The sequence below is a fragment of the Rhodococcus sp. 06-221-2 genome (assembly GCF_002258365.1).
Classification (GTDB): Bacteria; Actinomycetota; Actinomycetes; order Mycobacteriales; family Mycobacteriaceae; genus Rhodococcoides; species Rhodococcoides fascians.
In genome coordinates this window covers 39744-59864 of sequence record NZ_NOYJ01000014.1, presented here as the reverse complement: position 1 = coordinate 59864, position 20121 = coordinate 39744, and the positions used below count along the sequence as shown (strand labels likewise).

Below are 20121 nucleotides of genomic sequence, written 5' to 3'. Positions count from 1 at the left end.
AAAACCCCGTCACCGCCCACAAAGCAGGCACCATCACCGGCCTGAGCGTCACCGCAGGCGACGCCATCACCCAAGGCACCGTCCTCGCAGAAATCAAGTAGGGGAGTACCTTTCGATGACTGCCCTCGCTGAATCGTTCGACGGCGACACCTCTCCGGCGCATTCCACCGAGTTCGAGATCGTGTCCACGGTATTGCGGATGGCCTCGGCCGCCCGGGTGCGGTTGGCGGAGGCGCTCGATGCCCAGGGACTGAGTTGGGCACGGTACGAGGTACTCGAATTGGTTTGTCGGAGAGGGCCGTTGTCGTACAGCGCGCTCTCACGTGAATTGGTGCGACACCGAACCAGCATCACTGCGACAACTGCCAGTCTCGTCGCCGCGGGCCTGTTGGTGCGCAGTGTCAATCCGCGAAATCGACAGCAGTACTTGGTCGACGCCACCGACTCGGGGTATCGCGCGGTGACACGTGCCGAACGTGCGCTCGAACGGGCTCGGTCGCGGATGGCGGTCGATGCAGATTCCGAACAAACACTCGAAGTGCTGCGCGGCATCGAGAAGCAGTGGAACAGGCGGCGCTGACCGACACGTCCTGGTTGTGATCCGCCGACGGTGATGCAAGTACCCCTGGGGTGATACCCCCAGGGGTACTTGCATACCCCCTTGGGTATGTGCAATGGTGGGCACATTCGATTGCTCGGGGTTTCGTCCGCCTCGATCGATACCCCCACCCGTATAGGAGAACCATGTCGCTGCGCGATGCCGAAATTCTTCGCCCACCTGACGACCTGCCCGCGAGAGGGCCGGGACTACTCGGCCGTGCGGGTGCGTCGATGGTGACCCACCGTCGTTGGGTGTTCGGCGTATGGCTCATCGCGCTGATCGGCCTCGGTTCGTTCGCGCCCTCGGTCTTCACCTCTCTGGCGGGAGCCGGGTGGCAGGCGAACGGATCCGAATCCGTACAGGTTCGAGAACTGGCCCAGCAGCATTTCGGTGGCAATTCGTCCGCAGCGGTGCAGGTGGTCGTTCACTCCGACGCAGCATCCATCACGGACCCCGCTGTTCGGGCAGTGATCGACGACGTGACCGAGGTGTTCTCCGGTGACTCCCGATTCGGAGACGTCGTTGCGCCGCAACCGAATATGACGATCAGCCCGGACGGCCGCACCGGCATCGTCATCGCCGGGGCGAACGGCACGACCGACGAGATGGTGAAGGCCGTCGACGATGTGAAGGAGCGGTTGACTGCGCTCTCGACCGACGGAATCGAGGTGTATCCCACCGGTTCGTCGGCCCTGTGGTCGGACTTCAACAAGGCGAACCACGACGCCATGATCCAAGCCGAACTGTTCTCGTGGCCGGTCACCTTGGCGATCATGGTGCTTGCCTTCGGTTCCCTCGTCGCGGCCGGTTTGCCGCTGCTGCTCACCGTCGCGGGGCTCGTTGCCTCCGCTGGTGGTCTCGTTCTGCTCAACGGTGTCACGCCGATCTCGGTGTGGGCCATGAACTTTGCAATGATGTTCGCCCTCGCGCTGGGAATCGACTACGCCCTGTTCATCGTCGCTCGATTCCGCGACGCGCTGCGGAACACCGACCCTCGGGCTGCCGTCGCCGCCACCATGGACACCGCAGGTAAGGCCGTCGTGTTGTCCGGGCTGACGGTGCTGGTGAGTCTGTCCGCAGTGCTGCTGGTCCCCGCGCCGGCGGTGCGCACGATGGCCGTCGGGATCATGCTGGCTGTCGCCTTCGTGTTGCTGGCAACGATGACTCTGCTGCCTGCGGCATTGGGTGCACTCGGACCCAATGTCAACGCCGCTTCGTTGCCGTACGCCAAGCGTCAAGTGCATCGATCCCCAAGGTTCGCGGCATGGGGGGAGTTGCTGCACAAGCACCCGTGGCCGTTCGCGGTCGTGTCGGTGGGGATTCTGATTGCGCTCGCCCTGCCGGTGCTCGGGCTGAAGGTGGCAATGCCGTCGATAGCAGTGGTGCCCGAGGATGCCCCCGTGCGGCAGGGTTACGAGCTCGTTCAGGACCGGTTCGGACCGGGCGCACCGGGTTCGCTGCAGATCGTGGTTCCCGAAGTGGATGCTGCCGAGACCGCAACCGTCGCTGCGCGGGTCGACGGGATCTCGATGGTGACGCCGCAGCAGAGTGCGGCTGACGATTCGGGATATGCACTGCTGCAGGCAATTCCGTCGGTGGATCCGTCCGACGAAGCGATGGGCTCCATTCTCGCCGAGCTGCGATCGACATTGCCCGATTCGGCACTCGTCGGCGGAGCGCCGGCAGAGAACCTGGACCTGCAGCAGGCTTTGAACGACTACCTGCCGATAGTCGTCGGGATCATCCTGGTTCTCGGATTCGTGCTGCTGCTGGTGGCGCTTCAGGCTCCGCTCATCGCGTTGCTCGGTACCGCGGTGAGCCTGTTGTCCACCGCGGCGGCGTTCGGCGTCGCCAAGCTGATCTTCCAGGACGGACACGGATCCTCGCTGCTGGGCTTCACGCCGCAGGGATTTCTCGACGGTTGGGGTCCGGTGTTCTTCTTCGCGATGATCTTCGCGATCGCCATGGACTACACGGTGTTCCTCCTGGCTACCGCCAAGGAGCATTACGAGCGCTCCGGTGATTCCAAGGTTGCCCAGGTGGACGGGTTGGCCCACTCGGGACGAGTCATCTTTGCCGCAGCAGCGGTGATGGTGGCAGTGTTCTTCGCATTCGCACTGTCGGATCCGTTGCCCCCGAAAGAGATGGGCATCATCCTGGGTGTTGCGGTACTGCTCGACGCGTTCCTCGTTCGACTCGTCCTGCTTCCGGTCCTGCTACGGCTGACCGGACACGGCGCGTGGTGGTCGCCGGCATGGCTACGTGCCGTCCTGCCCTCCATCCGCTTTTCACACTGAATCGACTGCTCTCACTGACACAACAATTTTCGAGGAGACATCATGAACATCGCACTGTCCACCACACTGACCGACACCGATTTCGCCGACGCGATCGAGAGCACGAGAAAGGCGTTGTCGGAGCAGGGATTCGGAGTTCTCACCGAAATCGACATGCAGGCCACGTTGAAGGCCAAGCTCGACGAGGACATGGAGCGCTACGTGATCCTGGGCGCGTGCAACCCGGGACTGGCTCACCGCGCAGTGGGGGTGATGAAGCAGATCGGACTGCTGTTGCCGTGCAATGTGGTCGTGCGTGAGAACCCGGCGGCGGCGCGGTCCGTCGTCGTCGAGGCCATGAACCCGGCCATCATGGTCGAGGTCACCGGTGAGCCGCGGTTGGGTGCGGTCGCCGCCGAGGCCACGGCGAAACTGCAGGCGGCAATCGCGGCCCTCGGCGGTACCGGTACCGCGCCGCAATGATGCCCCCGGGGGTACCCTCGAGTTCACTGCTACCACCATCGAAGGAATCGACATGATCGGCGACGAAGACAGCATTGCACTGGTACTCAACCGGCTCAAGCGTGCGCACGGCCAACTTGCGGGTGTCATCGGGATGATCGAGAACGGTCGTGATTGCAAGGATGTCGTCACCCAGCTCGCCGCCGTGTCGCGGGCGCTCGACCGTGCCGGGTTCAAGATCGTGGCAACCGGCCTACGGGAGTGCATGACGGGGGATGCTGCTGACGGTAGGGAACCGATGACCGAGGCCGAGCTCGAAAAGCTGTTTCTGGCTCTGGCCTGAGCCGCCGGCCGAACTCCGGACGAACGGCATGTGTCGGGTTGCCGTCGATACCGAGTTGCAGTCGACAAGCAGCGGATTCGACTGCATACTTGACTTGGTCCAGAAAACCGGAGGATACTGACGCTGTGATGCCGATCTCACCCTATGCGGAGCAATTACGCACCGCCGATTTGCGCGTGACCCGTCCGCGGGTCACCGTGCTCGAGGTCGTCGAAACCAATCCGCATGCGGACACCGACACGATTCTCGGACTCGTTCGATCGGTGCTCCCCGAGGTATCACGCCAGACGGTGTACGACGTTCTCAATGCCCTGACCGCTGCGCGCCTGGTGCGTCGCATCGAGCCCGCGGGATCTCCCGCTCGATACGAATCTCGGGTCGGGGACAACCATCACCACGCTGTGTGCCGCAACTGCGGCGTGATCGCAGACGTGGATTGCGCGGTGGGCGAGACGCCGTGTCTCACCGCATCGGACTCCGTCGGTTTCACGATCGACGAGGCAGAGGTCATCTACTGGGGCTTCTGCGCACAGTGTTCGGCTGCTCGCGAGCAGCCGGCAGTTCCCGTTCAGTTCCCTCCCCGGTCTCGAACACAGCAGAGTTCGTGACCACCGATCACAGCCCGATCGTCACACCTTGGAAGGAAGCACGTGTCTGAAGATCACGTAACACGCGAAAAAGAGATGAACGAGGATCAGCCGCAGGAGAGCGGTGGCAAGTGTCCGGTCATGCACGACGCGATGCCCACGCCTGTCGAAGGCGGCGGCAACCGCGAGTGGTGGCCCAAGGCGCTCAATCTCAAGATCCTCAAGAAGAACCCGGCCGTGGGCGATCCGATGGGTGCGGATTACGACTACGCCGCCGAGTTCAATTCTCTCGATCTCGCCGAGGTCAAGCGTGACATCGAAGCCGTGATGACGAACTCGCAGCCGTGGTGGCCCGCGGACTTCGGGCACTACGGTCCGTTCTTCATCCGCATGGCGTGGCACGCGGCCGGAACCTACCGCAAGCAGGACGGTCGCGGCGGTGCTGGAGCCGGCATGCAGCGATTCGCTCCCCTCAACAGCTGGCCCGACAACGCGAGCCTGGACAAGGCCCGCCGTCTCATCTGGCCGGTCAAGCAGAAGTACGGCCGCAAACTGTCCTGGGCCGACCTCATCGTGCTCACCGGCAACGTCGCTATCGAGTCCATGGGCCTGCCGACCTACGGCTACGCCGGCGGACGCGTCGACGCCTGGGAGCCGGACGAGGACGTCTACTGGGGCCCCGAGCAGACCTGGTTGGGCGACGAGCGCTACCACGGTGACCGCACGAGCCTCGAGAACCCGCTGGCCGCAGTGCAGATGGGCTTGATCTACGTCAATCCCGAAGGCCCCAACGGCAATCCGGATCCCGTGCAGTCCGCACTGGACATCCGCGAGACCTTCGGCCGCATGGCCATGAACGACATCGAGACTGCGGCACTCGCGGTCGGTGGACACACTTTCGGCAAGACCCACGGCGCAGCCGACCCCGATGCCCACATCGGACCGGAGCCCGAGGGCGCGCCCATCGAGCAGATGGGCCTGGGCTGGAAGAACAGCTTCGGCACCGGCTCGGGCGCCGACGCGATCACCAGCGGACTCGAGGTCATCTGGACTCCGACGCCGACCCAGTGGGACAACTCGTTCCTCGAGACCCTCTACGGCTTCGAGTGGGAGCTCTACAAGAGCCCGGGCGGCGCACACCAGTGGCGTCCGAAGAACGGAGAAGGCGCGGATCTCGTTCCCGACCCGGCGGATCCGTCCAAGCGTCGCCACCCGTCGATGCTGACCTCCGACATCGCGATGCGCGTCGATCCGATCTACGAGCAGATCACCCGTCGTTGGCTCGATCATCCCGAGGAGCTCGCAGAAGAGTTCCAGAAGGCGTGGTTCAAGCTCACCCACCGCGACATGGGACCGGTCTCGCGTTACCTCGGCCCCGAGGTTCCGGCGGAGCCCCTGCTCTGGCAGGACCCGATTCCGGCCGTCGATCACGAGCTGATCGGTGACGCGCAGATCGCCGAGCTCAAGCAGACCATCCTCGGTTCCGAACTGAGCCAGGATCAGCTGATCTCGGCTGCGTGGGCGGCGGCATCGTCGTTCCGCGTCAGCGACAAGCGCGGCGGTGCCAACGGTGGCCGTCTGCGCCTGCAGCCGCAGGCCGGCTGGGAGGTCAACGAGCCCGACGAGATCGCACAGGTCATCCGCGTTCTCGAAGGCATTCAGCAGTCGTTCTCCGGAACGGTGTCGTTCGCGGACCTCGTCGTCCTCGGCGGTGTCGCAGCCGTCGAGCAGGCCGCCAAGAATGCAGGCGTCGACATCACGGTTCCGTTCACTCCGGGCCGCATGGATGCGACGCAGGAGAAGACGGACGTCGACTCGTTCTCCGATCTCGAGCCCAAGGTGGACGGCTTCCGCAACTTCCTGGGCAAGGGCCAGAAGCTGCCCGCCGAGTTCAACCTGGTCGATCGGGCCAACCTGCTCTCGCTCAGTGCACCGGAGATGACCGTGCTGGTCGGCGGTCTGCGTGTACTCGGCGCGAACTACAAGGGGTCGACGCACGGCGTCCTCACCGACAAGGTCGGCACGCTCACCAACGACTTCTTCGTCAACCTCCTCGACATGGGCACCGAATGGGTTCCCACCGCGGAGGACGGCATCTACGAGGCCAAGGACGCCGCTACCGGCGAGAAGAAGTGGACCGGAACACGTAACGATCTGGTCTTCGGCTCGAACTCCGAATTGCGCGCTCTCGCAGAGGTTTACGCTTGCGATGACGCCAAGGAGAAGTTCGTCCGGGACTTCGTCGCAGCCTGGGACAAGGTCATGATGCTCGATCGCTTCGAGCTCGCCTAGTACTCACCGGCGCTGATGCGCCACCCGAACTCGAAGTTGTGGATGGAAAACGAGGTGGATCCATCCACAGCTTCGAGTTCGTCGTTACCGGGCTGTTATCTTTCGATGCCGATTCGTGACTTTGCACCTGGATTTGTCGCAATGTCCGATTGTCATGCTGGTTGCATGACACAACAGGACGTATCCGCAGGCTCTGCGGACAACAACAGAGACGAAACACGTCAGGGTGCATCCGGTTTCGGGTCGTTCCTCGAGATGTTCCAGGACGCGTCGACCGACAAGTCGGACACCGAGCGCGGAATCCGATAGGACTCAGCGAGCACCGATGGTGTTGGTGACGGAGCCGATTCGTTCGATATCGAGTTCGACGCGGTCGCCCGGAGCGATCCACCGGTCGAGTTCGAGCCCGCAACCGCGAGGCAGCGTGCCCGACGTCAGGAGCTCGCCGGGGTGGATGCTCTCACCGCGACTCGCATATGCCAGAGATTCACCCATGGAATAGCGCATCCCGGCAGTGCTGGTGGTCGACCAGAGCTCGCCGTTGACCCGGACGGTCGCGGCCAGCGAATCTACATGCGCCGCAACCTCATCGGGGGTGACGATGTCGGCGCCCATCGAACTGGCGAACGTCTTGGTCTTGACGACCGGACCGAACGGCGTCCGGCGCTGCTCCTCCCACTGGGTGTCCCGCGCGCTGATGTCGTCGAAGACGACGTAACCGCCTATCGAAGCCTCGGCCTCCCGCTCGGACGCATCTCGGATCGGTCGGGTGACGAGGGCACCGAATTCGAGCTCGAAATCGAGAACTCGGCTGTACGACGGCCAGTCGACATCGGCCCCGTCGGCTACGACGGTCAGGTGGTTACCGGTGTAGTAGATCGGATGGTCGTCGAACCCCGGACCGGGACGCAGGGCCGGGAAAGTCCGACGCGTCAGCATCTCGAATCCACGGATGAACGGGACGGCACGCGGTAGATTTCGCCGAACGAGGTTGTGTGCGGCCAGGTCCCAGTGCTCGTCCCAACCCAGGAAGCAGCGCAGGGACGCCGGAACGACCGGAAGGGTCGGTGCCGGTCGGTCCATCGTCGCGATGCCCTCGTCGGCCGCCCGCCGCACCACCGTCGTTGCGGCTTCACGTGCAGGTTCACCTGCATCGAGGAACCGAACCATGGACCCGGTGAGCGGGTGCAGGATCTCGGGGGCACCCAGAGTCGAGACCGCAGCCTCGAGATCGATCCACGTGGTCGTGTCGGGCACGTGGACGGCGAGGCGGTCGGCGGAATCGGTGGAGGTCAAGCGTCGCAATCGCACGGGCGCGTCCGATCTGTGCGGAGCGATGCTCCACAACGGTTGAGGAACCCGGAGTGTAAACGGTGCCACGGTCGGCGTGTCAAGACCCGACGGTTAGCGTGGGGTGATGAGATCACCGGTGCCCGAGTATCTTCAGTCCGTCCTGACGGAGTGCCGACACCTCGACGATGGGGAAATGTCGAGCGGCAACCCGGAATTGGCGGCGGCCGATCCCGACACGTTCGCGGTTGCGCTCGCCACCGTCGCTGGGTCGCACTACGGGGCGGGCGATACCGACACCGAATTCTCCATCCAGTCGATCGCCAAAGCGGTGGCCTATGCGCTGGCCATCGAGGACAACGGGCTCGCAGCGGTGCTCGAGGCCGTCGACGTCGAACCGTCGGGTGATTCGTTCAACGAGATCTCGTTGGAAGCGCGGACCGGTCGACCTCGCAACCCTCTGATCAATGCCGGTGCGCTGGCGGTACATTCGATGATCGCGGGCAGTGACGGCGAAGAACGAGCGGGGCGGCTCATCGAGCTGCTCGGAGCCATGGCCGGCCGTGAACTCCACATCGATCGGGCGGTGTACGAGGCCGAACTGGAATCCGACGATCGAAATACCGCGATCGCGCACCTGCTGAAGTCGGTCGGCCACCTCGGTGCGGAACCCGCGGTCGTCGTCGACGGGTATGCGCGCCAGTGCGCGGTGACGGTGACGTGCAACGATCTGGCCGTGATCGCCTCGGTGATGGCGAACGGCGGAACCGATCCGGCCACCGGCCGACAGGTCGTCGACCCCGCGGTCAACCGTCACGTTCTCGCTGTCATGGCAACCTGTGGGATGTACGACGGCAGCGGCAGTTGGATTGCGACAGTGGGCATTCCGGCCAAGAGTGGAGTCGCGGGAGCCATCATGGGCGTGCTCCCCGGTCAGGTGGGTGTTGCCGTGATCTCGCCCCGGTTGAACGAGCATGGAAACAGCGTCCGCGGGGTTGCGGTGTTCGAGAGGCTGTCACGCGACCTCGGTCTGCACATGATGCACGTCCCTCCCAGCGGCGAATCCGCCATTCGCACGCTGAGCGAATCCGACGGCGTCACGACCGTCGAACTGCAGGGCGAGCTGAGGTTCGCCGGTGCGGAATCCGTCGTCGCCCGTCTTGCGGCCGGCGTCCCGGACTGCGAGGAGATAGTCGTCGATTTCACCGAAGTGCGCGCCGTCGACGGCGCTGCACAGCGCCTCCTTCGAGAGGCTGTGAGCGGACTGGAAGACGACGGCTACCGCGTCGTCGTCGAGGATCCCGACGGGCTGATGAACGTCTCCCGCGACAGCTGACACCCCTCGAATAAGACGGTCGGTGTCACAGTCTCCCGGCGAGAATCATGTGCCAGTAGGACTGCGGTAGGCCGTATCGGTCGAACGCCCACGCGGACCGTCTGGGTTTCAGGGGATCGAGAAACGAGGGTAGCGACGACGCCAGTGCACCGGTGCGGTCGAACTCGGCAGCGATCAGAGTGTGTGCTTCGACAGCGATGGGTGCGACGGTGTACCCGTCGTAATTCGACATCGCTCCGCCGCTCCTGGATGCGACGAGATTGTCGACGAGAACCGAAATCTGTTTGCGTAGAGCGCCACCCGACGAGTCGGTATCGATCGCTGCACCGTCGCCCGCAGCCCACACCTCGGGGTGGCGTCGGTGCCGCATCGTGCGGGAGTCGATGTCGACGACACCGTGCTGCTGCTCTCCGGCCAGACCGGACTCCTGTACCCACAGTGGTCCGCGATACGGCGGGACCAGGTGCAGCATGTCGTAGTCGATTCGCTCGTCGACCCCGGCGTGATCGGTGACGGTGATGCGCTTGCTCTCGGGCTCGAGCGCCGTGACCGATGTATCCATCAGGACGCGCACACCCAGGTCTCGGAGGTGGCCGGCGAGCCGGGGGTCCAGGTCAGGGACACCGAGCAGACTCTCACGATCGACGACCAACGTGATGTCGACGGTCGGTAGTCGTCCTGTGCGTTTCCAATGGGCCGCCGCGAGAAACAGCGGCTTGACGGTTGTCCCGGTACACCCGACGGGCGGACGCGGCACGGTGAACACGGCGTGGCTGTGTGCAGGCAGGTCATGGACCAGCCGCCATGTGCGCTCGGCCCGGTCGAGGTAATTGCTGGCGACATCGGGAAAACGAAGTGCCGCGTGCACACCCGGCAGAGCGGCCTCGTCGGCGATCAGGCCTTGCCCCAGCACGAGATCGCGGTAGCCGTACTCGATTCCCGACGCGCAGCGAACCGATCGTTCTGCCGGATCCACCGACACGACCGAGTCTTCGAGCCACACACAGCCCTCGGGGATCACCGAGCGTTGGGTCCGTTCGGCCTCGGTCAGCGGTGCCTGACCGGCACCGACGTACGACAACAGGGGCTTGTACGTGTGCACCTGCTTGGGCTCGATCACGGCGACGTCGGACACGCCCTTCTTCAGCAGTCGTGCGGCCGCGCTGATCCCGGCATTGCCTCCACCGATGATCAGCACGTCGTACATGGTGCGGCTCACCGTGAATCGGCCGCCTGCGCTGTGACGTCGGTGCGGGCACCGGTTTCGGTGCGGGCTTCGGCGAGCGTGCGGTAGACGAACACGCGGTCCGAGACGCCGCTCGGGTCTGCGCCGTCGGGAAGCACGACGGAGAGTTTCTGCTGCCAGCGACCCTGGCGAATAGCGGTGGCGTCGAGCACGGAGCGAACTCCCGCCGCGACGAACGTGACGCGAGACAGATCGAGAATAAGAGCCCGGCCGCGCTCGGCGGCTTCCCCCAACGTCTCGGCCAGCACCGGAACGTCGACGTCGGTGATGGTGCCGGCAATGCGCACCTCGATGTCGTCGCCCGCGCTCTCGTCGACCGACACCGTCATCTCGGCCTCCGGGAGCGAGGAGCGGGTACTCGAGGCACGGTCGCCGGTGGTGGAGAGCGATGGAACCACACCGGCGAGCGGAGTTCGAATGGACGGAACGACGATCATGGACAACTCCTCTGGAGCCGAACTCCTGAACCCGTGTAGGGGGAGTGCGGCAGTCGATTGCCGAGACTGCGGGCTGCTCCTCAACCACACACGATCCAGCACTACCCCGAAGTGCGTGTCGGTAAGCCTGTTCCGAACAACCGGTTTGCGGGGCTCGGACACGGGAATACGAATCCGACAATCCACGCTGGGAGGAATGTCCATGACGACAGCCGAATTCGATTCCGTCCGTTCGCTGGCACGAGTGCACGCCGATCCCGGAGTGTACGAGCCACAGGAGGATTCACTTCTGCTGTGCGACGTCGCCGCAGATTCGGGGCTCGTGCCCGGAGCCCGTGTACTCGACATGTGTACCGGTAGCGGCGCAGTAGCCATCACCGCAGCACTGCTCGGTGCCCGCGAGGTGGTGGCCTTCGACATCTCTCCGCGTGCGGTTGCCTGTGCGCAGCGCAATGCCCGGTCGGTCGGAGTCGATGTGGATGTGCGGCTGGGGTCGTTCTCGGAGGCAGCCGAGCTGGAGCCGTTCGACATTCTGCTGTGCAACCCTCCGTACGTTCCGTCGGAGACCGCGCCCACCGGCATGGGTTTGCACCGCGCCTGGGATGCGGGTGAGGACGGGCGAGTGGTGCTCGACCCTCTGTGCACGCGAGGCGCGGAACTGCTGGCACCCGGTGGTGTGCTGCTGGTGGTCCACTCGGAATTCTCGGGTCCGCAGCGAACACGGGAGATGCTGAATACTCACGGTTTCGGTGCATCGGAGGCGGCGTGCCGCACAATCGACTTCGGGCCCGTCATGACGGCTCGTGCCGAGTGGCTCGAGGCCAAGGGCGTGCTCGAATCGGGCCGCAGAACGGAAGAATTGGTGGTGTTGCGTGGCGACAAGCGATGAGTCGACGGGTGGTGACGCTGCACCTGCGCGCACTCGGGTGAGACTGGTCCGGGGCGGACCGATGCTGATCGACGGGCCGGTCGAGATCGAACTCGACGACGGCTCCGTTGTCACCTCGGATCGTTTCGTCGTCGCGCTGTGCACGTGCAAGCGCAGCAAGACGTACCCACTGTGCGACACGAGCCATCGCGCGAAGCGACGAGCGAGTCAGTCCAGCGACGACTGACCGGCGGACCACCGCTGCATCACGTGGTCCGCGAGCGCGTTCTCGACGAAATCCAGTGCGCGCATGCCGAAGACGATGTCGGCTTCGATGTGCGGTTCCTGTCCGATCAGGTTCTCCACCACGTCGTGGCGCAGGACCTGCTCGTGGACGGCGTCGGCCTCGACGTGCTCCGCGTAGAACGCGATGCATGCAGCCGGCGCTGACAGCCTGCGAAGGCCCTGCACGAACCGCTGTGAACCCGGCGAGGACGTGATCTCCGTGGCGGCGAAATGGCCCACGGTGGCACCTCGGCGGCTACGGTGCAATCCGAACAACGACATGAGGTTGACCCACGCGAGTGTCTGGGCGGGGACGCGATCCACGTACCCGAGGTAGGACGCATCGAGGTCTGCTGCCGTCATGGATTCGGCCCACAGATGCTGGTGGACACGCTCACCCCTGCCACCGCCGTACTCGTCGAATTCGACGGCGACATACGAGGCCTTGACCTGGCCGACCAGCCTCGGGATCGCCCACGCATGGGGATCCGCTTCCTTGAGGTGGTAGATGGACCGATGTACGAAGTACTCGCGCATCTGCTCCCACGATCCTTCGTCCCGCAGGAACCACGACGGGCCGGTACCGGACGACGCCTCGACCGACAGTCGCTTCATTTCGGCGACGACGTCGTCGCCGGGTTCGACATTCGAGCGCACGTAGTTCAGAAACGCGGATTCGAGTGCTGCTCTGAACTGCAGCAGTGCTGGATCCCACTCCAGTTCGTCGTCCACGCCCTCGAACCCGCGGTAGTGCAGTTCGTAGCTGACGAGCAACGCCAGTTGCATGTCACGCGACGTCGGATCGGCATCCGACGCGCTGGGCAGTGCGGCACCGCCGCCGGTGGAGAGATACCGGATCACGGCGTCCGAGAGTGGACCACACGGCACCGGCAACCGAGGCGACACGAGGGTGGGGGCGATGGAAGGGGTCACAACACTCATTGTTCACGCCTACCCGCTGCCGGTCACGGTCAATCGTGTGGGTCCGATGCGTTTGCACGCATACGAAGCAGGTAATCCGCTTCGTGCGATTCCGAGTTTCGGGGTCGAGTAACAGAGAGGAGCCTCCATGCGCGCAGTGACATGGCAGGGCAAGAGGAACGTCAGCGTCGATTCGGTGCCCGATCCCCGCATCGAAGCGCCGACGGACGCAATTGTGAAGATCACGACCACCAATATCTGCGGATCGGACCTACACCTGTACGAGACGCTCGGTGCCTTCATGGACCAGGGCGATATTCTGGGTCACGAGCCCATGGGCATCGTGGAGGAAGTCGGTTCGGAGACAGGCGATCTCGCCGTCGGAGACCGTGTGGTCATCCCGTTCCAGATTTCGTGTGGACATTGCTACATGTGCAATTCGAGTCTGTACACCCAGTGCGAGACCACCCAGGTTCGTGAGCAGGGCATGGGTGCCGCGTTGTTCGGCTTCTCCAAGCTGTACGGCCAAGTGCCCGGTGGGCAAGCGGAGTACCTCCGTGTTCCGCAGGCGCAGTTCACGCACATCAAGGTCCCCGAGGCCGGACCCGATTCGCGATTCGTCTACCTCTCCGACGTATTGCCTACCGCGTGGCAGTCGGTGGAGTACGCGTCGATACCTGCAGGCGGGTCGGTGACGGTGCTCGGACTCGGTCCCATCGGAGACATGGCCGCCCGCATCGCCCAGCACAAGGGTGCTCGGGTCATTGCTGTCGACCTCGTACCCGAGCGCCTGGCGCGAGCTGCGGCACGGGGAATCGAAACGGTGAATCTGGCCGAACACAGCGGGGGCGTCGGCGACGTCATTCGTGACATGACCGACGGCCGAGGAACGGACGCGGTGATCGATGCCGTCGGAATGGAGGCGCACGGCTCACCGGTCGGCAAGCTGGCCCAGCAGATCGTCGGAATGCTGCCCGACGCCGTGGCCGCACCGATGATGCAGAAGGCCGGCGTGGACCGGCTGGGTGCGCTGTACTCGGCAATCGACATCGTTCGACGCGGCGGAACCATCTCGATCATCGGTGTGTACGGAGGTATGGCCGATCCGCTACCGTTGATGACCTTGTTCGACAAGCAAATTCAGCTGCGGATGGGCCAGGCGAACGTCAAGCGATGGGTCGACGACATCATGCCGCTTCTCGGCGACGACGATCCGTTGGGCGTCGATTCGTTCGCCACTCACGAGCTTTCGCTCGAAGAAGCGCCGCATGCGTACGACATCTTCCAGAAGAAGCAGGACGGTGCGATCAAGGTTCTGTTGAAGCCCTGAACCTTTCGAATACAGCGATGCGGCCCGGAACTTCACGGGCCGCATCGGTATTCGCAGAAGGACCGATCGATCGTCGTCAGTCGACGGAGATAACGTCCTTGGCGATTGCTGCCAGGCGAGTCTGTCCTGCGGACACGACTCCGTGGCGGTTCTTGTGTGCCTCTTCGTACGCCACGACAGTGCGTACGTCGGCGGGTGTGGTCAGTTCCTTGATGGCGGCCACCGCGTCCGAGACGTTGAGGTCGTCGTAGTCGGCTACGGGAAGCTCGTCGGCACCGAGAGTTCCACCGGCGGACCGAGCGGTGTGAATGGCGTCGGCGACAGAATCGACACCTTCGCTACGGGTGACATCCTCGGCGGCTTCGAGTGCTGCATCGCGGCTGGCGGTCAACGTTCTGACGGCGACGTCGCCTGCGTGTGCACCGCGGCCCAGCAGAGCGCTCAGTCGATCCGGGGTGGCGCGAGCGGCGTCCAGTGCGCGGTCGAGACCGCGGGCCGACCAGTTGGCCGGTGCGTTGACGATCTTGACTGCGGTGCCGGCAGCTGCCTGGAAAGGCGTCCGGCGCAGTGCGGCGGGTCCACCCAGGGCGTCTTCGGCGAGGACGGTCTCGAGCCAGTCGACCGTGGCGGCGTGCGCGGTGGCCAAGCGGCCGGCCAGTGCCACGACGGACGGTTCCTCGGCTGCTGTCGCCAGAGCCTTGATGTACTTGGCTCGACCCAACAGTTGCTGCTCGAGGGCGAGATCGCCCAGCAGTGCCTCGTCGAACGGCTGCGCCTGCTCGGCGACTGCCTTCACCGCTGCGAAGGTGCGTCCGATGAACGGTGCCACTACCTCGGGCAGGCCACCGAGGTTGCGCAGTGCTTCCTCGATAGCGGCGGCGCGGTCACGTCCGTTGGCGGCGTTCTGCGTCAGTTCCCGACGAACCGCTTCGGTGCGCGCCTGCACGACGCGGGTTTCCGCGACCTGAATTTCGGTGTGTGTCAGCTGCAGTGCAATCCGCAACTGAGCGATCAAAGTCGATGTGCTCATGGTGCTCCCCTTTCGGTGGGTGGGTACATGGATCCGGCCGATGGCTGTGGGTCACAGCGTGATGCTCGGCCCTGTTCGGGTGTTACCCGCCGGTAAGTTCTGCCAAACGGCTGTACCGCAGGTGTGAACAGCGACACGTCCGAACCGCTACTCGTGTCGGCGGGATTCGACGGTTTCGATCGGCAGCGGAATGGACATCCGACACCGATGACTACCGAGCTGTACACAGCAACCGTCTCTGCAACTGCGACCGGCGTGACCTCCGACGACGGAGTGCTGTCGTTGAGTGTGCGAGAACCGGCCGAACTCGGTGGCCCGGGCGAAGCCACCAACCCCGAGCAGTTGATGGCCGCAGCGCTGTCGAGTTGCTTGGTGGAGTCACTGCGAATCGCACTGGGGACCGTCGGCGGCAGTGTCGACGAACTCGCGGTCAAGGGCACCGTCGTGCTGACCGATTCCGACGCATCCGGTTACGACGCAAAATTCGCTCTGTCGGTGTCGCTACCGGGCACCGACAACCCGGAGGCCGTACTCGCGCAGGCCACGTCGATCTGCCCGTTCCTCAAAGTGATCGACGCCGTGGACGTCACCCTTGGATAACCGCTCGATCGTTCGGCGGACCCGCTCCGAACGCGCGCGATGACATCCGTTCGCGTTCGGGCGGTTCGCGGAGTGCAGGCGATCAAAGCCGGCTTCGCGCGTGAGGACACCACGCTGATCGCGGGCGGACTGACGTTCTACGCGGTGATCGCCGTCGTCCCTCTGTTGCTTCTGACGATCCGGGCGACTGTGTTGTTGGTGTCGGCGCAGTGGGTACAGGGCGGATTCGACGCCATGTCTGCGTTACTGCCCGATGGGTTGGGTGCCCGCGCGGCGCTCGACGGCCTGGCCGATGCCGGAATACACCTGGGACCGCTGGGGGTCGTGATCTCGATCTTTCCCGCGACGTTCTACGGAGAGGGTCTGCGGAGGGCGATCGTGCGCTTCGCCCCGACCCGTGAAACGTTCACCGGGTGGCGAGGCAGAGCTGCGATGGTGCCCTTTTTCGTTGCCGCCCCGGTGTTGCTCCTCGGGGTGCTGACCGTCGCACGCGTCCTGCAGGCGACCACGGGCGGCGGGGGTGCCGGTGCGCTGGCTCTACGAATATTTCTGGGGTTCAACTGCCTATGGCTGATCCTGGCCGTTCCGCTTGCCTGGACCTACCGGGTCATCGCGCCGCGGGCGGTGGGGTGGCGGGCACTCGTGGCCGGCTCCTTGGTCACGTCGTCGATCGTCACCGGGTTCATGCACGGCTTCATCTTGTTCCTGGCCATTCCGGTCGACCTCGGTGCACCGTTCGGCGGTCTCACCGACATCGGCGGCGGTGTGGCAATCATGCTGTGGATGTTCGTCTTTCACGTGCTGGCGCTCGCCGGCTGGCTGATCACCGCCGAGTTCGATCGGCCCGTCGGTACAGCCCGAACATCAGCTGGGTGAACCCGAGAACAGCCAGACCACACGTCACCGATATTCCGATCGTCGCGGACGTCTGAGCGCTACCGGGGCCCGCGCCCGCAACGGTCGCGGTGACGACTGCGGCAACGACCCGAGACGGCCGCTCCCACACTGTCAGAAAGCCGACGTCGGAAATCCCGGCTCCGACGGCACGCGCGCGGGCCGTCTCGTGCAGCAATGTCGTCACACCGACGGCAACGACGATGGGCATCGGAGCGCCCAGCGCGAGGCTGCCCGCGAGGAACAGCAGATCGCTGCACCGATCCGACACCGTGTCCAGCAGATAGCCCCACTGCGATTGGGAACGGCCGATCATGGCCACGCCGCCGTCGATACCGTCGAGCAGCCCGGAGAACACGATGAGCACCGCCGCCAGGAGGGGCAGCGAGGTGCCCGGCCGGGACAACGCCACCGATCCTGCAGCCGCAACCACCGCGGCGACGGTGACGACGTGGGCCGAGACGGATGCGCGCACGAGCGGGGCGCTCAGGAAGTACACCAGACGAAGCCACGTCGACACGAGCACCGACGACGATGGATCGATGTTGCTGTGCAGACCCGACCATGTCGACAGATATTCCTGGCGGGTCGCCGGAAGTTCGGACGAAGTGCGCCGGCTCGGTGTGCTGCGCTGGTTGACCATCGACGATCCTTGCTCGGCAAATCGAAAGACCGACTCTACGAAAGATTCGTCGGTGTATACCCGCCTATTCGAAACCCACACCCGAGCGGCTCCAACAGTTACTGCTCGTCGGAGTTGCTCTGTCTCCTGCGGGCTTTGAGCCGCGATATTTTGATCCCGACGGCCGCGAACAGAATCAGCCATCCCGCGATCAACACTCCGCCTCCGACGAATGCCGCTCGCTGCAGAGGATGGGTGTCTGCGTACACGTAACCGACTGTGCCCCAAAGCAAAGCGACGAAAAAGATAATCGCCATCATCCACATCATCGAATACAGCGTTCTGTTCATCATTCGCCCGATCTCGCCGTTGCTTTTGTCTGCCGCCGATTTACATTCTCCCACTGGCCGTACCCGATTCGGTCGAGTCGACACCGGAACCACCCCACATTCACCACGCGAGTTTCGGTTGAACCTCGCCCGCGAAGAGCCCGAACTCCGCGCCTGTCCGATGCATGTGCCCGAACAGGGCCTCCACGAGGTCCTCGGAAGCCGTTCCCATCGTCGACGACCACCGTCGAGCGCGACAGCTCGACCGAGACGTGCGCAGTTCGACCGTGCCCGAGTTGCCCACGTCGACCGTCAGCCGATCCGCTCCTGTCTCCACGAGACGACGAAGTGCGTCGGCACCGAACAGGACGAGGCCGCGCACCTCGAGCACCGCGTGAGAACGCGCAGTGTCTCCCGGAAGACCCACCTGGATGCGGCAGTCGGCGTCGCCCCACTGCCGCCGTAATTCGTCGGCACCGGGTCCGCGAATCCACACTCGACAATCAGGATGCCTCAGGATCGAGCCGACGGTCTCGATGAGGGACGCAGCGCTGTGCCCGGTGGTATCGACAACCGCGACGATCTCCGGCAGCGCGTAGGTCAGACCCTGGGTACGCGCCGCAGGGTCGGTGATGCGGGAGGCCAGCATCAGCGCTTCGGCGTTCTTCCGCTCTCGGTCTCCGCCCGTGCGTTCGGCCCAGTCGGGCCCGTCGTGCCAGGCGACTGCTCGCGGCCGATGGGCCAGGACGGCACCTGCGGCGTAGGCCCGATGCGCGAATTCCCAGTCTTCTCCGCCGTACCCGACGAACGTCGGGTCGAACCCGCCGAGTTCCTCGAACAACGTTCGGCTGCAGGACATCACGGCACTGATGACGTATCGGTACGAACGACGGTCCGCGTCCAGAAGATCTCGCGAGCCGGCGTAGCCGTCACGAAGCCATCGGGGCTCGGTGAATTCCGTGGGGCCCGCAGATCGGCCGTCGAACCAGGTGCCGATGTCCGCGCGCGTCCACCCGCCGAGATCGGCATGTCGACGCCTACCCACCGTCACCGCATCGGGAAGGGCCACGATCAGGCGTACCGATTCCTCGATGTAATCGGGTTCGGGCACGGTGTCGGCGTCGAGGAAGCAGAGGATGTCTCCGCGCGCTGCGGACGCACCGAGGTTACGTGCGGCGGCGGCCCGGAATCCGAGATCCGGTTGGCGCACGACGGTGATGTCGAGAGCCGAGCCGAATTCCTCCACGTTCGGTTCCTCGGGAGATCCGTCGTCGGCGACGATCACCTGGATGCGGGACGCGGGCCAGGTCTGCGCGGTCAACGCTGTCAGAACCAGGTCGAGCTGGTGCTGCTGCCGGAAGTAGGGAATCACGACCGACACTCGGGGCGTGTCGGATGCGGTCGGTGCCAGATCCCACCGATTGTGCGGAACCACCGAGCGGCCATCGGGCAGCGCGATGGACGGTAGAGCCATGCTTTCTCGGAACAGGGAGCTGTACAGGTCGGCCGCCTGCGCCGGCGATGGATAAGGTGCCGAGTCGGTGGCCTGCCATGTCTTCTCGGGTCGGCGTAACGCTTCTGCCATGGCCTCGGCCAGGCCCTCCACTGTGTCCTCGTGAATCCACAGCGCATCGGGCGAATTGACGGCCATCTCGTCGACGTATCGACCACGAGGGACCAGAGGGCGACGGCCCGCCGCGATCCAGGTGTTGATCGAACCGGATGCCGATACATGCCGGTGGAAAGCGACCGGGACAGCAATGGGCCGCAACCGGCCGCCCAGTTCGGCGTCGGGCACGAAGCCGGTCGTCGAAAACGGCCTGCCCAGATGCCGGGCAGTGGCGCGTAGTTCGTCGAGCACGTCCTCGTGTCCGGCCGACGCGGCCCCGACGATCTCGAACCCGACGTCGGTGTCCAGTGCAGACATGGCACCGAGTACTTCGCTGTGTCCCTTCCCCGGATAGACGAACCCGAGAATCCCGACGACTCGCTGGGGGACGACGTCGTCGGATCGTAGTGCCGGGCGGTCTATCGGTAGGGGAATGACCCGGATGTCGGGTCGGCTGTCGAGTATGTCCTCGAGAAGCAGTCGCTCGTGCACACTCGACACCACGACCGTTGCAGCGCAGTCGATCACTCGGCGGTAGCAGTCGGTGCGTGCCGCAAACGCGGAGCCGTCCGAGATCTGGGGTACGTCGTGCAGCGTAACGGTGATGCGGGCTCGATGCTGCTGTGCCAGTGCGACAATGGCATCGGCTGCCTCGTGCGCGGTACGTCCGAACAGCCGGTCGGTGAAGTGAATGTGGACGGGAGTGTCGGGCGGTAGTCGGTCGGGAGCGGTCACCACGGGACTCGCTGTGGCCGTAGCCATG

22 protein-coding genes are annotated in these 20121 nt (G+C 64.6%); 14 read left to right on the top strand and 8 right to left on the bottom strand.

Annotation, left to right across the window (positions count from 1 at the left end):
• The 8 genes from CH281_RS26555 to CH281_RS26785 form a co-directional block, all read left to right on the top strand.
• Positions 1-101, top strand: a 101-nt coding sequence (locus CH281_RS26555; RefSeq protein ID WP_141214481.1) for a biotin/lipoyl-containing protein, incomplete at its 5' end; no start/stop codon positions are given.
• A gap of 14 nt (positions 102-115) precedes the next feature.
• Positions 116-580 carry a MarR family winged helix-turn-helix transcriptional regulator gene (locus CH281_RS07485; RefSeq protein ID WP_094693618.1) on the top strand — a complete coding sequence of 155 codons (465 nt, stop codon included), beginning with the start codon at positions 116-118 and terminating at the stop codon, positions 578-580.
• A 164-nt stretch (positions 581-744) separates the two neighbouring features.
• Positions 745-2898: an MMPL family transporter gene (locus CH281_RS07480; RefSeq protein ID WP_373453878.1), complete on the top strand. Its 2154-nt coding sequence runs from the start codon at positions 745-747 to the stop codon at positions 2896-2898.
• A 42-nt stretch (positions 2899-2940) separates the two neighbouring features.
• Positions 2941-3360: a DUF302 domain-containing protein gene (locus tag CH281_RS07475; RefSeq protein WP_032383505.1), complete on the top strand. Its 420-nt coding sequence runs from the start codon at positions 2941-2943 to the stop codon at positions 3358-3360.
• A 52-nt stretch (positions 3361-3412) separates the two neighbouring features.
• Positions 3413-3682 (top strand): metal-sensitive transcriptional regulator, encoded by a 270-nt coding sequence (locus tag CH281_RS07470; protein ID WP_032366273.1) that lies wholly within the window; start codon positions 3413-3415, stop codon positions 3680-3682.
• Between the two features lie 128 nt (positions 3683-3810).
• Positions 3811-4290, top strand: a complete 480-nt coding sequence (locus CH281_RS07465) for a Fur family transcriptional regulator (RefSeq protein WP_032366272.1) — start codon at positions 3811-3813, stop codon at positions 4288-4290.
• Positions 4291-4365: 75 nt separating this feature from the next.
• The gene (gene katG / locus CH281_RS07460) at positions 4366-6561 is read left to right on the top strand and encodes a catalase/peroxidase HPI (protein ID WP_072692110.1); all 2196 of its coding nucleotides are present in this window, start codon (positions 4366-4368) and stop codon (positions 6559-6561) included.
• A 165-nt stretch (positions 6562-6726) separates the two neighbouring features.
• Complete coding sequence (locus CH281_RS26785; RefSeq protein WP_155288963.1) at positions 6727-6870, top strand: hypothetical protein; 144 nt, start codon at positions 6727-6729, stop codon at positions 6868-6870.
• Positions 6871-6873: 3 nt separating this feature from the next.
• On the opposite strand, the gene CH281_RS07455 is transcribed toward CH281_RS26785, so the two are convergent.
• A complete protein-coding gene (locus CH281_RS07455) occupies positions 6874-7872 on the bottom strand; it encodes a fumarylacetoacetate hydrolase family protein (protein WP_052060853.1) in 999 nt (332 codons plus the stop codon).
• A gap of 106 nt (positions 7873-7978) precedes the next feature.
• Here CH281_RS07455 and glsA point away from each other — a divergent pair, with 106 nt between their 5' ends.
• On the top strand, positions 7979-9187 hold the full coding sequence (gene glsA, locus CH281_RS07450; protein WP_094693616.1) for a glutaminase A: 1209 nt from the start codon (positions 7979-7981) through the stop codon (positions 9185-9187).
• 25 nt (positions 9188-9212) lie between these two features.
• Here glsA and CH281_RS07445 read toward each other — a convergent pair whose 3' ends face one another.
• Together CH281_RS07445 and CH281_RS07440 are read right to left on the bottom strand one after the other, a co-directional pair.
• Complete coding sequence (locus CH281_RS07445) at positions 9213-10394, bottom strand: NAD(P)/FAD-dependent oxidoreductase (protein ID WP_094693630.1); 1182 nt, start codon at positions 10392-10394, stop codon at positions 9213-9215.
• An 8-nt stretch (positions 10395-10402) separates the two neighbouring features.
• Positions 10403-10870: a hypothetical protein gene (locus tag CH281_RS07440; protein ID WP_027496203.1), complete on the bottom strand. Its 468-nt coding sequence runs from the start codon at positions 10868-10870 to the stop codon at positions 10403-10405.
• 202 nt (positions 10871-11072) lie between these two features.
• Here CH281_RS07440 and CH281_RS07435 point away from each other — a divergent pair, with 202 nt between their 5' ends.
• A complete protein-coding gene (locus tag CH281_RS07435) occupies positions 11073-11759 on the top strand; it encodes a HemK2/MTQ2 family protein methyltransferase (RefSeq protein WP_094666344.1) in 687 nt (228 codons plus the stop codon).
• A 61-nt stretch (positions 11760-11820) separates the two neighbouring features.
• Positions 11821-11985, top strand: a complete 165-nt coding sequence (locus CH281_RS07430) for a CDGSH iron-sulfur domain-containing protein (RefSeq protein ID WP_063216898.1) — start codon at positions 11821-11823, stop codon at positions 11983-11985.
• Here the strand turns inward: CH281_RS07430 and CH281_RS07425 are convergent.
• Positions 11967-12965 (bottom strand): iron-containing redox enzyme family protein, encoded by a 999-nt coding sequence (locus tag CH281_RS07425; RefSeq protein WP_045842006.1) that lies wholly within the window; start codon positions 12963-12965, stop codon positions 11967-11969. The two genes, CH281_RS07430 and CH281_RS07425, sit on opposite strands and share 19 nt — an antisense overlap.
• Positions 12966-13092: 127 nt before the next feature.
• Between CH281_RS07425 and CH281_RS07420 the strand changes: the two genes are divergently transcribed.
• Positions 13093-14274 carry a zinc-dependent alcohol dehydrogenase gene (locus tag CH281_RS07420; RefSeq protein WP_032366266.1) on the top strand — a complete coding sequence of 394 codons (1182 nt, stop codon included), beginning with the start codon at positions 13093-13095 and terminating at the stop codon, positions 14272-14274.
• A 76-nt stretch (positions 14275-14350) separates the two neighbouring features.
• Here CH281_RS07420 and CH281_RS07415 read toward each other — a convergent pair whose 3' ends face one another.
• Complete coding sequence (locus tag CH281_RS07415; RefSeq protein ID WP_032408064.1) at positions 14351-15304, bottom strand: hypothetical protein; 954 nt, start codon at positions 15302-15304, stop codon at positions 14351-14353.
• A 207-nt stretch (positions 15305-15511) separates the two neighbouring features.
• Here CH281_RS07415 and CH281_RS07410 point away from each other — a divergent pair, with 207 nt between their 5' ends.
• Together CH281_RS07410 and CH281_RS07405 are read left to right on the top strand one after the other, a co-directional pair.
• Positions 15512-15904: an OsmC family protein gene (locus tag CH281_RS07410; protein ID WP_094693628.1), complete on the top strand. Its 393-nt coding sequence runs from the start codon at positions 15512-15514 to the stop codon at positions 15902-15904.
• A gap of 39 nt (positions 15905-15943) precedes the next feature.
• A complete protein-coding gene (locus tag CH281_RS07405) occupies positions 15944-16780 on the top strand; it encodes a YihY/virulence factor BrkB family protein (protein ID WP_094693614.1) in 837 nt (278 codons plus the stop codon).
• Here the strand turns inward: CH281_RS07405 and CH281_RS07400 are convergent.
• The 3 genes from CH281_RS07400 to CH281_RS27245 form a co-directional block, all read right to left on the bottom strand.
• Entirely contained in the window at positions 16728-17441 is a 714-nt protein-coding gene (locus CH281_RS07400; RefSeq protein WP_051365079.1) for a CDP-alcohol phosphatidyltransferase family protein, read from the bottom strand. The two genes, CH281_RS07405 and CH281_RS07400, sit on opposite strands and share 53 nt — an antisense overlap.
• A 98-nt stretch (positions 17442-17539) precedes the next feature.
• Entirely contained in the window at positions 17540-17689 is a 150-nt protein-coding gene (locus CH281_RS26780) for a hypothetical protein (RefSeq protein WP_155288598.1), read from the bottom strand.
• Positions 17690-17870: 181 nt separating this feature from the next.
• Complete coding sequence (locus CH281_RS27245) at positions 17871-20120, bottom strand: glycosyltransferase (RefSeq protein ID WP_256983395.1); 2250 nt, start codon at positions 20118-20120, stop codon at positions 17871-17873.
• Position 20121: the final 1 nt, after the last annotated feature.

Excerpts from the sequence above, each read along its gene's own strand:
- CH281_RS07470 (WP_032366273.1), top strand. The coding sequence starts at position 3,413 with ATGATCGGCGACGAAGACAGCATTGCACTGGTACTCAACCGGCTCAAG.
- CH281_RS07435 (WP_094666344.1), top strand. The coding sequence starts at position 11,073 with ATGACGACAGCCGAATTCGATTCCGTCCGTTCGCTGGCACGAGTGCAC.
- glsA (WP_094693616.1), top strand. The coding sequence starts at position 7,979 with ATGAGATCACCGGTGCCCGAGTATCTTCAGTCCGTCCTGACGGAGTGC.
- CH281_RS07430 (WP_063216898.1), top strand. The coding sequence starts at position 11,821 with ATGCTGATCGACGGGCCGGTCGAGATCGAACTCGACGACGGCTCCGTT.
- CH281_RS07445 (WP_094693630.1), bottom strand. The coding sequence starts at position 10,394 with ATGTACGACGTGCTGATCATCGGTGGAGGCAATGCCGGGATCAGCGCG.
- CH281_RS07415 (WP_032408064.1), bottom strand. The coding sequence starts at position 15,304 with ATGAGCACATCGACTTTGATCGCTCAGTTGCGGATTGCACTGCAGCTG.
- CH281_RS07425 (WP_045842006.1), bottom strand. The coding sequence starts at position 12,965 with ATGAGTGTTGTGACCCCTTCCATCGCCCCCACCCTCGTGTCGCCTCGG.
- CH281_RS07440 (WP_027496203.1), bottom strand. The coding sequence starts at position 10,870 with ATGATCGTCGTTCCGTCCATTCGAACTCCGCTCGCCGGTGTGGTTCCA.
- katG (WP_072692110.1), top strand. The coding sequence starts at position 4,366 with ATGAACGAGGATCAGCCGCAGGAGAGCGGTGGCAAGTGTCCGGTCATG.
- CH281_RS07405 (WP_094693614.1), top strand. The coding sequence starts at position 15,944 with ATGACATCCGTTCGCGTTCGGGCGGTTCGCGGAGTGCAGGCGATCAAA.
- CH281_RS07480 (WP_373453878.1), top strand. The coding sequence starts at position 745 with ATGTCGCTGCGCGATGCCGAAATTCTTCGCCCACCTGACGACCTGCCC.
- CH281_RS26785 (WP_155288963.1), top strand. The coding sequence starts at position 6,727 with ATGACACAACAGGACGTATCCGCAGGCTCTGCGGACAACAACAGAGAC.
- CH281_RS07410 (WP_094693628.1), top strand. The coding sequence starts at position 15,512 with ATGACTACCGAGCTGTACACAGCAACCGTCTCTGCAACTGCGACCGGC.
- CH281_RS07400 (WP_051365079.1), bottom strand. The coding sequence starts at position 17,441 with ATGGTCAACCAGCGCAGCACACCGAGCCGGCGCACTTCGTCCGAACTT.
- CH281_RS07475 (WP_032383505.1), top strand. The coding sequence starts at position 2,941 with ATGAACATCGCACTGTCCACCACACTGACCGACACCGATTTCGCCGAC.
- CH281_RS07420 (WP_032366266.1), top strand. The coding sequence starts at position 13,093 with ATGCGCGCAGTGACATGGCAGGGCAAGAGGAACGTCAGCGTCGATTCG.
- CH281_RS07465 (WP_032366272.1), top strand. The coding sequence starts at position 3,811 with ATGCCGATCTCACCCTATGCGGAGCAATTACGCACCGCCGATTTGCGC.
- CH281_RS27245 (WP_256983395.1), bottom strand. The coding sequence starts at position 20,120 with ATGGCTACGGCCACAGCGAGTCCCGTGGTGACCGCTCCCGACCGACTA.
- CH281_RS07485 (WP_094693618.1), top strand. The coding sequence starts at position 116 with ATGACTGCCCTCGCTGAATCGTTCGACGGCGACACCTCTCCGGCGCAT.